Consider the following 14,359-nt stretch of genomic DNA (forward strand, 5'->3'; position numbering starts at 1 on the left):
TTGTCTATCCGACACACGCTCAAATAGTACGAATGGTACGCCGAAAGGGGTTCGTTCATGGAACCTATCACAACGGGCATGCAGGGAGCAGCCGTCGAGGACGTCCAGTCCCGCCTTCTGCAGCTCGGCTATACAATCGATGACGCCGAGGTCGCCGACAAGCGCTTTGGCACCACCACCGAGCAGGCTGTTGGCACCTTTAGGCTCGACAGCGGCCTTGCCGCTGGCTACGCCGTCGATATTCCCTGTTGGAGCGCCCTGGTAGACGCCTCGTATAAGCTGGGCGACCGCACGCTTTATCTGCGCATGCCCAATTTCCATGGTGCCGACGTTCGGGCCCTGCAGAGGGCACTCAACGTTTTGGGTTTTGCCTGCGGTGAGGACGACGGCTACTTTGGCCCGCACACCGAGGCGGCCTTGCAGCAGTTCCAAGAAAATGTCGGCCTGTTTGCCGACGGCATGGCATTCCAGGATACCTACGCCTATATCAACCGTCTGCATCACGTGTGGGAGGGCAAACCCTCGGTTACCGAGGCCGAGTCGCGCATCGGTTTTGCCCGCGCCGCCAACGTGCTCGAGCGCTTCCAGATTGCCGTTATCGGTGAGGACCCCATCGCACGCAGCGTTGCATCGCGCATGTGGAACATCGCCACGGCGACGACCGACAACAGCGGCATGATGCTTTGCGATTCCGAGGTTCCGACCGACGTGGACCTGGTACTCGAAATCGCAAGCGATGAGCTGCCCGCAGATGCAGCCCCGCGCGCCACGATCGCCCTTGCCGAATGTCACAACCTGGCGCAGCGCATCCGCACTGCCAATATCGCCGCGCAACAAAAGCCTGCACGTATCCGCATTGAGCTCACGGGCATGACGCGCTACAACGGAACCTTCACCGCAAGCGATGCACAGACACTCGCCGTACGCCTGCTCGATGGCGTTTGCGATGCCCTCGCAGATTAGGTAAACTAGACGAGCTGCTTTTGGGCAGCACCACACATTGGGACGTAGTTCAACGGTAGAACTCCGGTTTTTGGTGCCGGCTGTTGGGGGTTCGAATCCCTCCGTCCCAGCCAAGGTAACTGAGCGCCCCGGGCTTTCATCAGCCCGGGGCGCTTTCTTGTGGGCATGCGGAGGGATTCGAACCCGCAAGGGTGCGGAGCTGAGGAAACGCGAAGCGTTTTCCAGCGCAGCACGCAAGGAGCGGAGCGACGCAGCGGGGCGCGGCCGCCGGCAGGCGGACGCGGAATCCCTCCGTCCCATATCAACAACGGGCTCTCCGTATCTCAACCGGCACTTGGGGACGTTCCCAAAGTGCCGGCACTAAAGGAACGCCACCAAGTACCGGCTCATCCACCCTCAAAAGACAGACGCCCCAAGCCCGAAAGGACCAAGAGCGCCTTACATCTAGAAAATATCAGCCCCGTTCCGAAAAGCGAGCCGCCATCTACAAAATGGCGCGTGGCCCCGTCGGGCCGGGCATTAAGTTTGTCGCGAGTTCCGCACGCAAAGAAGGCCACTTAATGTGGCCTTCGTCTTGCGCAGGACTGTAGAGCAGCAAACTTAATGCCCGGCCCGCCGGGGCCACGCGTCCCTAATTGTTCAGCATGCGGTCGAAGCTTCCCGAGTCGCCATCCCGATAGTCGGCGGTCATCAGAATCTCCTGCGGAATGCGACCTCCCTCGCGCAGCACATTGCGGAACTGCACGCGCGTGACCATAGGCAGATCCTTGATCGTCGCCGCCAAATTCTGCGGCACACCCTGATTGGCAGCCGCAGGCTCGCACTCGCCGCCAGCTTTCACGCGACGCTTGTGCTCGGCGAGCATGGCACGATACATGCCGGCATGCAAGCGAATCTCAACCACATTGGCATTGCGGGCCTGCTCGACGATGCGCGCACCCTCTCGGTCGATATCGCCCACGTAGTAGACATAGTTATAGCGATAGCCGATCTCGGCCAGATAATCATCCAGTGCGTGCGAGACGCTCGCCTTGCAGCCACCGCCAAAGATCACGCCACCCACCTTGGTGCCAAAAAGCTTAGCGTGCTTGCGGCCGCGCAGGAGCTTGACGATCTCGTCATAGGTGTCCAGGTTCTCGACCATAATGAACGGCTTGTCGGCGCCCAGCGTAAAGAAGCCCGTAAAGTGCACGGGGCGGTTGGGGGCGACCTTAATCGCCTGCATGCTGATGCCCTTTTCGGTCATACGCCGAATCAGGCGCTCGCCGTGTTTACCGTCAAAGGCCTTCTCATCGTTAAAAATCTGGTAGGCGCGCTGGCGACGCGAAGCGACCGGCGTGTCGGCACCGCGATTCTGCTCAATCCAAGCCTGGATGATCGCAATCTCCTCGGCAATCTTGCGGTTGGACATCTCGTTGTGCTGAGTGCGCTGCGAAACCTTTTTGCCGTCCTTGCCCTCAACCTTAACGATTTGAGTCTGTTGCTCCTTAATCTTGGAGAGTGCAGCAGGCGTGGGAACGACCTTGAGCAGCTGCCTGCCCAGGACACGGGCCAGAGCAAACGCCGAAACCTCGCCATGAGCGGTCGACTCAGGCTGCTGGGCGGTCGCATCGTTTGCAGTCGGTTTGGGCTGCGTCTGGGATTTGCACTTGGAATCTGTCCGAGTATTGCGCTCTTGCTTTGGCGCGGACGAGCCCTTTTGCGAACGCTCAGGCTTGCCCCCCCTTACTGGCTGGCGTTTGGGCTGCTCCGCCGGGATCTCAGCCTTCGCATCCTTGTTTTGCCCCGCTGCCTGCTCGGCCACGGATTCGGCATTTGAGCCACGGCCGCCACGGTGACGACGACGGCGAGGCTTGCTCGAAGCGCTCTCCCCCGCTTTCTCGCCCGCAGACTGCTGGCCTCGGGGCTCGACATCGCCCGCAGGCCGCGGCTCAACAGGCTTCTGCTCACGGACCATCGGCTCGGCAGCCTTCTCAGCCTTCTCCGCTGGTGCAGCGGGAGCCTGGTCGGTCTTTTCTTGACGCCTTGCGGGATACGCACGACCCATAAAGCCGCGTCCGGGACGGCATGAACCCGGAGCCTTCTTGACGGGCTCCTCGGGTGCACCAGCAGCCTCGACGGACTCCTGAACGTCGCACACAACACCTCCCTGCTCGGCCTTAAAGTGAGCACCGCGGCGACGCTTGGGCTCCTGGACCTCAGCGGCGCACTGCGGCTCGGTAACAGCCTCATCCTCGACGGGCTCGACATCCGTCGCATCCTTTTGAGCCACGGCGCGACGGAAGCGCTCCTGCTGGGCACGGCGCTGCGCATCGCGTTTACCGCCCCCGCCAAAACCGCCGCGGCCCGCCTTGGCCGTAAAGGCGCGAACGACGCTCTCGTCAAGCAGCTCATCGGTGTCGACGTTCTCGCGCGGAGCCGTTTCCACCGCAACAGGCGCCTCGTCAACGTCCTCGACGGCCTCTTCGGCAGCCTCGGCAGGCTGCTCCTGGACATCGCGAATCTCGGCATTAATGGTATAGAACGCTGGGCGCCCGTTAACGCCGCTGCCCTCGATCTTGGTAACGATCTTTGCCGCGATAAGCTCATCGCGCATCGCCTTGGTGTCACATTCCTTATCGACGGAACGGAAAATCTGTGCCAGCGCGCTCGACTTGATCTTGAGCGCCTTGCGACAGAGCAGGTCGTAGGCAACCAGCTTGGCACGCTCGGCAGAAAGCGACGTCTGGCTGCTCAGACGCTCAGCCAGGGCATCGACGTTGTTTTGGTTATCGGAATATACCGTCTTGGCCACGGGGCCCCTTTCATATGCACACATATATGTCTATATGGTACAACGCACGCCCCTATCCACGCAAAACATCTGCGAGAACACCCGGGCACACTAGCTTTTGCATAGAAAAAGGCCGAGCCCGCGCAGTTGCGGACCCGGCCTTTCCGAGTCTTATAGATGTGACGTTCAATCCCTTAGGTCGATTAGGCCTTGGCGGCCTCGGCGCCTGCGGGAGCCTCGGCAGCAGCAGCGCGACCATACTCGGCCTTGCCCATCTCGGACCACTCGGGCTCCTCGTCGGGCATGGAACCGGCCTCCTTGCCGAAGAACTCCTTGAGGCAGTTGACGGCAACGATGAGGCCCAGGACCATCAGCAGGACGGCAAAGACGAGCTGCAGGCCCTTGGTGGCGGCGACGGAGACGGCGGCCGTGGTGGCGGTAGCCGGGATGGTACCGAAGAAGCCGTAGGCCTGGACGGCGGTCATGCAGCCCATGGCGCTCTGGACCAGCGAGGTGAAGGTGCAGCAGAGCAGGAAGGCGACGGGCACGTAGAGCATCCAGCCCTTGCGACCGGTGCACTTGCAGAACACGGCAAGGGTGATCATGGTCATGCCGCCGAGCAGCTGGTTGGAAGCACCAAAAAGCGGCCAGATGTTGGCATAGCCGCCAAAGGCGAGGGCGAGGCCGGGGAGGAGGGTGACAACCGTGGCGAACCAGGGGTTGCCGAGGACCTTCATGTAACCGGCCTTGGACTCGATGGCCAGGGCGTCGTTGGTCTGGGCAAAGAACTCGGAGAACGAGGTGCGGGCGATGCGGGCGACGGCGTCGAGCGAAGTCAGGGCCAGAGCGGAGACGTTCATGGTCATAAAGACGGTAGCGAGCGTGCCGTCAACGCCGAAGGCCTGCATACCGCGAGAAATGCCAGCAGCGAAGATCTGGAACGGGGTGGAAGCGACGCCGGCGTTGAGGGCGCCGGTACCGGCAGTGTTCATGTCGGAGAACATGATGCCGGCGACGATGATGGCGAGGATGCCGACGAAGGACTCGACGATCATGGCGCCAAAACCGACCTTGACGGCGTCCTGCTCCTTCTCGACCTGCTTGGAAGAGGTGCCCGAAGAAACGAGGCTGTGGAAACCGGAGAGAGCGCCGCAGGCAACGGAGACAAACAGGACCGGGAACATCATGCCCGAGGCATTGCTAAAGCCGGTGAAAACCGGAGCGGTGATGGTGGCCTGGCCGTTAACGCCCAGGACGACGATGCCGAGGACAGCACAGACAATCATGACGATCATCATGATGGAAGTGAGGTAGTCGCGAGGGGTCTTGAGCATCTGGATGGGCATGGCACCGGCAAAGACCAGGTAGACCATGACGACGGCGAACCACTGGAACTTGTCCAGGTAAACCGGGAACTGCATACCGACGGCGAACATGAGGACCATGAGCGCCACGCCGGTGACGAACTCGGCAGCGCCGGTGAGGTTGAACTTCTTCTGAGCCCAACCAAAGGCCATGGCGACGAAGGTGAACAGGATGGAGATGGTGCCAGCGCAGCCAGCGGCATAGGACTTGGTGAAGTCGATGGCACCGGTGGCAGCGCCAGAGGCGTCAACGACCGGGGTGAACATGAACGTCTTGCAGACCATGTCGGTAAAAGCGGCGATGACGATGATGCAGAACAGCCAGCAGAACAGCAGGAACAGGCGACGGCCGGTCTTGCCGATGTACTTCTCGATGAGCTGAGCCAAGGACTTGCCGTTATTCTTCATCGAAGCGTACAGGGCGCCAAAGTCGTGAACAGCGCCAAAGAAGATGCCGCCGACGAGGACCCAGAGCACGACGGGCAGCCAGCCGAAGGCCATGGCGACGATCGTACCCGTAACAGGGCCAGCACCGCAGATCGAGCTGAACTGATGCGAGAACGCGGTGAAGGCGGAGACGGGCGAGAAGCTCTTGCCGTCCTTCATGCGCTTGGCAGGTGTGAGGGCCTCTTTATCAACGCCCCACTTGTTAGCCAGCCAGCGGCCGTAGCCCAGATAGCCGCAGGCGAGCACCGCTGCGGCCACAACCATGAGCAAAACTCCGTTCATTACATTTCCTCCTCAAAAAAGAACTTCCTAGACATAAAAAATGAGGGCCGTCGGTTGCGCTCGACGGCCCTCATCTTCATCAGCCGCCCGTTATCGTACGGGCTAGCTGTATGTGCTAATCCGCATCAGATAATTACTACGCTGATAATGTTTAGCTGATGCGTGAACATGTCTAAGAAATCCTCTTCAATCATGATGCGAACGATCCGTGCGTGTTCACATCCCCCAGTGGATGAAAAAGGAGTATGAAACTTTAGTTGACTAAAGTCAACGCAAATATGTAATGAATTTTCAACTTTATTTGAATTTCTCGGTATAAAACGTCACTGGCCTCGGACTTTACCCCACGACAGTTTTTGCTTGAGAGATGCTCCTCGGGGGCGGGGCGGGCGCCTGCCGCCATATATGAACTTTCCTGCTCGGACAGTCCTGCTCACGACGGAGGCCACATTAAGTGGCCTCCTGTTCGTGCGGAACTCGCGATAAAGTTCATATATGGCGGCAGGCGCCCGCCCCGCCCCCGAGGAGTTCCCATCCCAAATCTCAACTCTGTTATCATAATTACGATAATATCCTGATAGCTCAGGAGGTAGCTGTGAATATTAGGCCGGTCTCAGATCTTAGAAATCACTACCCGGACGTTGAACGCGAAGTCGAACAGGAGGGTCCGGTTTTTCTAACTAAAAACGGGCGGGGCTCTATGGTCGTCATGAGCTTTGAGCAGTACAAGTCACTGAGCAATACAATCGAGAGCGCACTTGATGCCGCTGATCGTCAGGCTGCCAGCATGCAACTTCGCTATACACACGACGATGTCTTTGGCTCTGTCAGAAAAATGCTCGACGGCGGTCTCGATGAACAGGCACTATAAGCTCCGCTATCTTCCCCTATTTTGGGAGGACCTCAGCCAAGCAGCGTCATATATCGCCTTTGATCTCAATAACCCCGCTGCAGCAAATAGGCTTGTCGACAATGTTGAAGCAGGCATACTCGAGCATCTCAAGAATCCAACCATGCCACCAACATACCCTTCGACAAGAAGACGGTCGCACCCGTATTACCGCTTCTACGTTGGCAACTACATGGTTTTTTATGTCGTCATCGACGACGTCATGGAAGTCCGCCGACTGCTATATAAAAGTCGAGATATTGAGTCGATTATCAGGTAGGTTTCTCTCAGCTAAAGCACGCCGTAAATTCGACGCAGGCTGGCTAACCTTGCCGGACGTTGTCGACGCCGATCCAGCTCAGTAGCTGCATCGATACAGAAAGGTTCCCGACGCTGCCCGGGCGCCAGCGGCCGCATATGAACTTTATCGCGAGTTCCGCACGAACAGGAGGCCACTTAATGTGGCCTCCGTCGTGAGCAGGACTGTAGAGCAGGAAAGTTCATATGCGGCCGCTGGCGCCCGGGCAGCGTCGGGAACCGCGCCCATACGACTACAGCGTCATGTTTGGATCGGCGTCGACGTCGAACGGCGAGATTTCACCTCGGTCGAATTTGCGGCGAGCGACCTCCGCAATCATGGCGGCGTTGTCAGTACAGGCCGAGAGAGGCGGCACCGTTACGCGAATCCCCTGACGCCCGAGTTTCTTAATCATCATCTCGCGCAGATGCGGGTTGGCCGAGACGCCGCCGCCGATGCAATACTCCTTGCACCCGGTGGCGTGCAGGGCGTTCTTGGCCTTCTTGTACTGCACGTCAAAGACCGCCGCCTCAAACGAGGCCGCAAGGTCGGGCAGGTGAATCGTGCGCCCAGCCTTAGTCTCCTGCTCAATATAGAGCGTCACCGCCGTCTTGAGGCCCGAAAGCGAGAATCGATAGTCTCCCCTGCTGTTAAGCGCACGGGGAAAATCGATCGCGCGGGGATTGCCCGTCTCGGCGAGCTTGGAGATGATGGGGCCACCGGGATAGCCCAGGCCCAGCGCCTTGGCAACCTTGTCGAAGGCTTCGCCCACGGCGTCGTCCAGCGTCTCGCCAAGCACCTCGTAGTCACCCCATGCCTTTACGTGCACGAGCATGGTGTGCCCACCCGAGACAAGCGTAAAGATAAACGGCGGCTTAAGGTCGGGCTGCGCCAGCAGGTTGGCGAACAGGTGACCCTCCAGATGATTGACGCACACGAGCGGTTTACCGGCAGCATACGCAAAGCCCTTGGCAAAGGCGACGCCCACCACCAGGGCACCCACCAGGCCTGGGCCTTGCGTCACACCCACGGCGGCAAGCTCACTTGGCGCAATCGCTCCACCCTCAAGGCCAAGCGATACCGCGGCATCTTCAAGCGCCGCATCTACGACACTCACAATCACCTCGACATGCTTGCGCGAGGCGATCTCGGGCACCACGCCGCCAAAGCGAGCATGAAAATCAATCTGCGTCGACACCTGGTTGGCCAGCATATTGCCGTCCGCATCGATAATCGCAACAGCAGTCTCGTCGCAAGAGCTCTCGATGGCAAGAACTAGGCGACGGCGCTCGATTTCGGCACGCTCCTCGGCGGTGCGCTCGGGCTCAGGCAGCGGCCAGACGCGCTGCTCGGCAGCCGTTGGCTCGGGCGAGGCATTGTCGAGAGGAAGCACCAGGGGCAGCGACGCCGTCATGACGATGGCATCCTTGCCGACGCCGTAGTAGCCACGGCGACGACCCGCCTCGGTAAAGCCCAAGGCGCTATAGAGCGCAATCGCACCCTCGTTGCCGTCCTCAACCTCAAGCGAAGCAGTGGTGCAGCCGAGCATCTGGGCGTCATAGCTCACGTGCGACAGCAGCTTGCGGGCAATGCCCTCGCGACGATGAGCAGGATCAACCGCGACGTCCATAATCTGAACGTCACCGTCGACGACCATGCCGCCGGCAAGTCCCAGCAGCTGACCGTCGTCGTGCGCCACCCACCAGCTACGCGGTGCGGCAACGCCCTCGCCCAGCTCGGACAGGAACATGCCCGGCGTCCACGCCTCGTGTCCGGCGCCTTCAAAGCAGGCGGCCTCCAATGCGCTCGCGCCCTCGGCATCCGCCGCGCCCATGGGACGAAACTGCAGATGGCGGCCGGCGAGCTCGTCGGCAACACCCGTAATCTCGCTCTGGGCGCTCTCGGCAAGCCCAAGGCGCTTGCGCTCATTTTCCTCGGCATCCGAAAGACGCGTGTAGATCGGCAAAACGCGAGCCGGATTACCGTCGCCCGCGGCGTGCGCCATCAGAAGGCCCTCGCCCGAGGGCCACCACAGGTCTCGCTCCACGCAGCGCGCAGTCTCGTCCTCACTCAGCAGCTTGCCATAACGTACGAGACCGTCACCAGTCAGCTTAACCTGGCTCCAGTCCGCGGCCTGGCGCCACTCATCAAGCGCCACGGCGGCTTTGACCACGTGTTCGCGCTCAAACAGACGCTCGGGACCTTCGTCCCCCAGCACGTACAGAGCCGGATACACCTCGCCACGCATGGCGTCGGCAAGAACACCAAGCTTGCCGCGCACGCCAGCCTTCCACGCCGTCCAGGCGCAAGCGTCAAGTGTCGACACGCCCAGCAGCGGCACGTTGGCACCGCGCGCCAGACCCTTAGCGGTCGAGATGCCAATGCGAACGCCCGTAAACGAACCCGGGCCGCGTCCAACCACATAACAGCCGACATCGCCGCGATTCAGCCCGGCCTGCGCCAACACGTCATCGACGGTATTCACAAGTTCCACGTTGGCATGGCGACGACACAGATGGTCCCCGCTCACCAGCTTCGCCTCGCCCGTCTGCTCATCAATCCAGCTTGCCGCGCAGGCAAGCATGTCGGTCGAAGTATCGAGCGCCACTACCAGCGCGTTGTCGTTATGCAAGCTCATCTTGTACAGCCTTATCAATCAAATCGAAAAGCTCCGTCGCGCGCTCGCCGTGCGCCTCGAGCGCGATCGTTCGCACGTCGCTATCGTCCTCATCGCACCTAAGCGTCACCGAGAGATACTCATCCGTCAGCTCGTCCTGAAACTGCTCGCCCCATTCCAACAGGCAAGCGCCCTCATAGCCGAGCACGTCAAAAATGCCCGTATCCTCGAGCTCGTAGGCATGCTCCAAGCGGTACAGATCAAAATGGAACAGCGGAATACGCCCCTGGTCGTGAACCGCCATGAGCGCGAACGTAGGACTCGTGACCATATGCCCGTCGCCCAAGCCGCGCGAAACGCCCTTGGTAAAGTGGGTCTTTCCCACGCCCAAGCCGCCGGTCAGTATCAGCACATCGCCATTTTCTAGACACGGTGCGACCAACTCGCCAAAATGCTCAGTATCGGCAGTACGAGCCGTTTTGTAGGTACCTAGCCCCAGGCGCTCCAGGGACATATACGCTCCTTATTATTCCGAGGCGCCCTCTGGCGCGGGGTGTCGCACCAGATAGTCGCCCAGCATCTTAAAGTCTTCCTCCAGCAACTCCTGCCACGCCGGATTGCGCAGCGCCGCCGCGGGATGAAACGTCGGCATCACCACAAAGTGCCCCATCTGATGGAACCTGCCGCGCAGCTTGGTAATGCCAATCTCGGTCTTGAGCACAAAGTGCGTTGCGGGATTGCCGAGCGTCACGATGATATCGGGCCAGATACTTCGAATCTGCTCGCGCAAAAACGGTGAGCAAGCAAGCACTTCCTCGGGACGCGGATTGCGGTTTCCCGGCGGGCGACATTTAAGCACATTGGCGATATAGACATCTTCACGCTTAAGGCCCGCCAGGGACAGAATGCCGTTGAGGTCTTCACCCGCCGCCCCCACAAAGGGCTCGCCCTGTAAATCCTCGTTACGGCCCGGCGCTTCACCAATAAACATCACGCGAGCGCGGGGGTTTCCCACCCCAAACACGATATTGTGGCGCGACTGGTAAAGCTGGCAAAGGCGGCAATCACCCAGGACGGCCTCAATCTCCTCGAGTGCAACTTCGCGCGGCGCCTGATGGCTATGGCCGGGGATGTGCATAACGCCCATAGCGGCCCCTACACGTAGACCTTGTCGAGACGCATGCCAAAGCCGCAGGCGACCTCGTAGTTAATCGTGCCGCGCAGGCGCGCCATTTCATCCATGGTAATCTCGGCATCGCCATCGCGACCGATAATTATCATCTCGTCGCCATGTTCGGCCTCGGGAATCTCGTGAGCCGGGTTGGACTGAATGGCAACCATAAACTGATCCATGCAGATATTTCCGACCTGACGCACGCGCTCACCGCGATACAGCACGTCCATACGATTGGAAAGCGTGCGCGAAAGGCCGTCGGCATATCCGATCGGCAGCGTGCAGATCTGAACGCGTGTGCGCGGTACGCGGTAGGTAAAACCGTAGCCTACGCCCTCGCCCATCGCAGGATGCGCCACGCGCGTCACGCGCGCATGGACGCTCATCACGGGATCAAGCTGCATCACGCGGCCGCTCAGCTCGCACGGCTGCATGCCATACAAGCCAACGCCAGCGCGAATCATATCAAAATGCATCGAGGGGTCGAGCATCGAGGACGGCGTGTTGGCACAGTGCACGATACCGCACTCAAAACCCGCATCCTTAATGGCCTGAACGGCCTCGGTAAAGCGCTGGCACTGCAGCTTGTAGTCCCAACCCGATGGTTCGTCGGCCGTGGCAAAGTGCGTAAATACGCCGTCGCACTGAATACCGCGATGGAAATTAATACCGCGGACAAAGTCGAGCACCTGCGTGTAGTGAACGCCGATGCGGTTCATACCCGTCTCGATGGCAAGATGATACTTGCCCACCTTGCCCGCCGCGACGGCACATTCACCATACGCAAGAGCAAAATCGGACGTATAGACCGAGGGCATGATATCGAACTCGAGCAATGAAGGAATAGCCTCGATGGGAGGTTCGCTTAGAATCAGGATGGGTTTGGTGATTCCGCCCTGGCGCAACTCAATACCCTCGCTGACCGTCGCCACGGCAAACATGTCGGCACCGGCCGAATACATGATCTTGGCGCACTCGACGGCTCCATGACCATAAGCATCGGCTTTAACCACGCAGCACAGGCGCTGACGCGGATCTAGCAAGTTCTTATAGGCCCTCGTATTGCGGCGGAGCGCCCCGCGGTCGATCTCGACCCAGGACCAACGCGTCAAATCGGCTTTATTCATGATTAGTCATCCGACCCTTCGTCCATGATTCCCAGATCATCGAGCGCATCCTTTGCCGCCAATTCCATGGCGGGACCGATCAAGTCGATAAGATCGGTCGCGATAACGCTCTTCTCGCCATACTCCGTCGCCGCAGCAAAGCCGGCATAGCTGTGGAGTGCGACGGCATACGAGTACAGCAGCTCCCAACGGTCCATCTCGTCACGCATGGTCGCAAGCGTTCCTGCAAGGATACCTGCGAGGACATCACCCGAGCCAGCGGTCGCCAACGACGCTGGGCCCGAAAGCGGCAGCAGCACGCGCTCGACGCCGCAAATGGCCGTCGTCGGGCCCTTAGCGATAACAACGAGATTATCGGAACCGGCAGCCCAGACAATCTTTTGAGCAGCGGCAATCGCAGTGCCAAGATCATTGACCTCGTCGCCGGCAACGAGACGCGAAAGCTCGCGATAATGCGGCGTCATAACGAGCGGCTGCTCGCGACGGTACATCTCGGGATTACTGTCGATGCCGTCGATTGCAATCTTGGCAAGGCAGTTGAGCGCATCTGCATCTAGGATAAGCGGCACATCGAGCTCAAGCAGGCCCGAAACGACTTGCATCGATCCGGCAGACGTCGTCATGCCAGGCCCGCACACAACGCAGCTGTACTTCTTAGCAATCTCGCACACTGTCATACGCGCAGCGGCACCAAATGATCCACGGGAATCAGACGGAATGGCGAAAACGGGAATCGACGGGAGCGCCATACGAATAAGGTTGGCGCACGCATCGGGCGTCGCAACGGCCACATAACCGGCACCAGCACGAGCGGCAGACTTTGCGGCCATGATGGCGGCACCAGGATATTGTGCCGACCCGGCAACGATGAGCGCGGAGCCGCGCGAATACTTATCGATATTCGTGGGCAGCGGGGCAAAGTAGTCCACCAGATCACCGGGCTCAACGATCTCGGCAGCATGATCGACATCATCGATGACTTCGTCGAGGCGGTCATACAGACCGCCACACACCAGGTCGCCAGCATACTCCGGACCGTCAGCGCTGTAGAGGCCGATCTTAGGGGCAATCATCGTCACGGTACGCTCGGCACGGATGCAGTCGTCATCCACAACGCCCGTCTCGGCATTCAGGCCCGAGGGAACATCGATAGAAACAACGTGATCGGCGCACTCGTTAACCGTAGGAATCCAAATAGAAAACGGCGCACGAAGGTTGCCGTGAAAACCGGTACCAAAAATAGCATCGACCACGACATCCGCTTTGTTAATGAGAACCTCTAGCTCGTCTCGCGAAGGCCCAACGCACACATGAACGTCGCGACCGGCGGTGCGACGGGCAACGTGACGAGCAAGGGCAGCAGGAATCTCATCCGGCTCAACTGGAGAAACGATATCAACATCAACGCCCTTATGGGTCAGGATATCCGCAGCGACCCAACCATCACCGCCGTTATTGCCAAAGCCGACCAGCACAAGAACGCGATCAGGGTTGAGCTTTAAAATTTCGTTGGCGGCAAATTCACCTGCCAACTCCATGAGCTCGGCCTTCGAGGTGCCCTCGCGCTCGATGATATCCTCGAGGCGAACGACTTCCTCGGTACTCAAAACCGGTTTCATCTATACTCCTTGCGTATCTTGCGGATCATCGATCAAATGCTCCGACAAAGCAGATTGTTGCAGCTGTTCAAGCTCATCCAATACAGAACGAGCCTCTTTAAATGTCTGGGCAACGCGCTCCTTGGTGCTCATTTTTTCTTCCTTAGGCTTAGGTCGAGCATCCTCGGTGATCGCGATGGCACTAGCGACAGCCAAGTCACCCGTAAGGGTAATAGAAAGAGCAACCTCGACAACACCCAAATCCTGGGCGATTTCGAGAGCGCGACCAGAAAGCAGAGCCTTTGGCTTGCCGAGCCTATCGCGTGTTACGGAAACATCCTTACGTCCAACGCCCTGACTAAACCCCGTTCCAAGTGCCTTAAGTACCGCTTCGCGAGAGGCAAAGCGGCTGGCATAATGAGCGGCAGGGCGAGACGACGCATCGCAATACGCACGCTCTTCATCGGTAAACACGCGCCGGGCAAACGACGGTGTCTTCTCAAGGATTGATTTCATTTGGGAAATCTCGACGATATCAACGCCGATACCAGCTTCAGCCATGTTCACCTCCATGCTACACAGACTACGATATTGTAGCCCGTTCAAAGAAGATGCGACAAACGAGGGTTATAAAACACAGCTACTATGTGAGACAAATTGCCTGAGAAACGAAAAAGGGGGAGGCCGCGAGGCCTCCCCCTTCTCAGTCCAAGCGCACGGCTCGGTGCCGTCCACCGGTCAGCGGCGCCCTGGCCTCCCACGGGCTGGCCCCGCAGTACTCTCGGCGCGATGGGGCTTAGCTTCCGGGTTCGGAACGGGACCGGGCG

The 14,359-nt window shown here is 59.5% G+C and carries 11 protein-coding genes, 1 tRNA gene and 1 rRNA gene; 4 read left to right on the plus strand and 9 right to left on the minus strand.

Features of this window, described 5'->3' with window-relative positions:
• The first annotated feature begins 57 nt into the window (after positions 1-57).
• Complete coding sequence (locus ACTQ05_RS07545; RefSeq protein ID WP_195838517.1) at positions 58-963, plus strand: peptidoglycan-binding domain-containing protein; 906 nt, start codon at positions 58-60, stop codon at positions 961-963.
• Positions 964-1,001: 38 nt separating this feature from the next.
• Positions 1,002-1,076: transfer RNA gene (locus ACTQ05_RS07550), tRNA-Gln, on the plus strand.
• 518 nt (positions 1,077-1,594) lie between these two features.
• On the opposite strand, the gene ACTQ05_RS07555 is transcribed toward ACTQ05_RS07550, so the two are convergent.
• Positions 1,595-3,757 (minus strand): hypothetical protein, encoded by a 2,163-nt coding sequence (locus tag ACTQ05_RS07555; protein ID WP_441538637.1) that lies wholly within the window; start codon positions 3,755-3,757, stop codon positions 1,595-1,597.
• Between the two features lie 182 nt (positions 3,758-3,939).
• A complete protein-coding gene (locus ACTQ05_RS07560; protein WP_441538639.1) occupies positions 3,940-5,829 on the minus strand; it encodes a carbon starvation CstA family protein in 1,890 nt (629 codons plus the stop codon).
• A gap of 595 nt (positions 5,830-6,424) precedes the next feature.
• Here ACTQ05_RS07560 and ACTQ05_RS07565 point away from each other — a divergent pair.
• Complete coding sequence (locus ACTQ05_RS07565; RefSeq protein ID WP_152077364.1) at positions 6,425-6,700, plus strand: type II toxin-antitoxin system Phd/YefM family antitoxin; 276 nt, start codon at positions 6,425-6,427, stop codon at positions 6,698-6,700.
• Positions 6,684-6,998, plus strand: a complete 315-nt coding sequence (locus tag ACTQ05_RS07570; protein ID WP_441538641.1) for a type II toxin-antitoxin system RelE/ParE family toxin — start codon at positions 6,684-6,686, stop codon at positions 6,996-6,998. The genes ACTQ05_RS07565 and ACTQ05_RS07570 overlap by 17 nt, the downstream gene beginning before the upstream one ends.
• A 271-nt stretch (positions 6,999-7,269) precedes the next feature.
• Here ACTQ05_RS07570 and tsaD read toward each other — a convergent pair whose 3' ends face one another.
• From tsaD to rrf, 7 genes are all read right to left on the minus strand, one after another.
• On the minus strand, positions 7,270-9,654 hold the full coding sequence (gene tsaD, locus ACTQ05_RS07575) for a tRNA (adenosine(37)-N6)-threonylcarbamoyltransferase complex transferase subunit TsaD (protein ID WP_427728954.1): 2,385 nt from the start codon (positions 9,652-9,654) through the stop codon (positions 7,270-7,272).
• Positions 9,641-10,147: a tRNA (adenosine(37)-N6)-threonylcarbamoyltransferase complex ATPase subunit type 1 TsaE gene (gene tsaE, locus ACTQ05_RS07580; RefSeq protein WP_441538643.1), complete on the minus strand. Its 507-nt coding sequence runs from the start codon at positions 10,145-10,147 to the stop codon at positions 9,641-9,643. The genes tsaD and tsaE overlap by 14 nt, the downstream gene beginning before the upstream one ends.
• 12 nt (positions 10,148-10,159) lie before the next feature.
• A complete protein-coding gene (locus ACTQ05_RS07585; protein ID WP_154515160.1) occupies positions 10,160-10,780 on the minus strand; it encodes a uracil-DNA glycosylase in 621 nt (206 codons plus the stop codon).
• A gap of 8 nt (positions 10,781-10,788) precedes the next feature.
• Entirely contained in the window at positions 10,789-11,934 is a 1,146-nt protein-coding gene (gene alr, locus ACTQ05_RS07590; RefSeq protein WP_154515162.1) for an alanine racemase, read from the minus strand.
• 2 nt (positions 11,935-11,936) lie between these two features.
• On the minus strand, positions 11,937-13,553 hold the full coding sequence (locus ACTQ05_RS07595; RefSeq protein WP_427728959.1) for an NAD(P)H-hydrate dehydratase: 1,617 nt from the start codon (positions 13,551-13,553) through the stop codon (positions 11,937-11,939).
• The gene (acpS, locus tag ACTQ05_RS07600) at positions 13,554-14,093 is read right to left on the minus strand and encodes a holo-ACP synthase (protein WP_441538645.1); all 540 of its coding nucleotides are present in this window, start codon (positions 14,091-14,093) and stop codon (positions 13,554-13,556) included.
• Positions 14,094-14,268: 175 nt separating this feature from the next.
• A 5S ribosomal RNA gene (gene rrf, locus ACTQ05_RS07605) occupies positions 14,269-14,359 on the minus strand; the annotation flags it as partial.

Source organism: Collinsella sp. LCP21S3_A9 (assembly GCF_052118785.1).
Classification (GTDB): Bacteria; Actinomycetota; Coriobacteriia; order Coriobacteriales; family Coriobacteriaceae; genus Collinsella.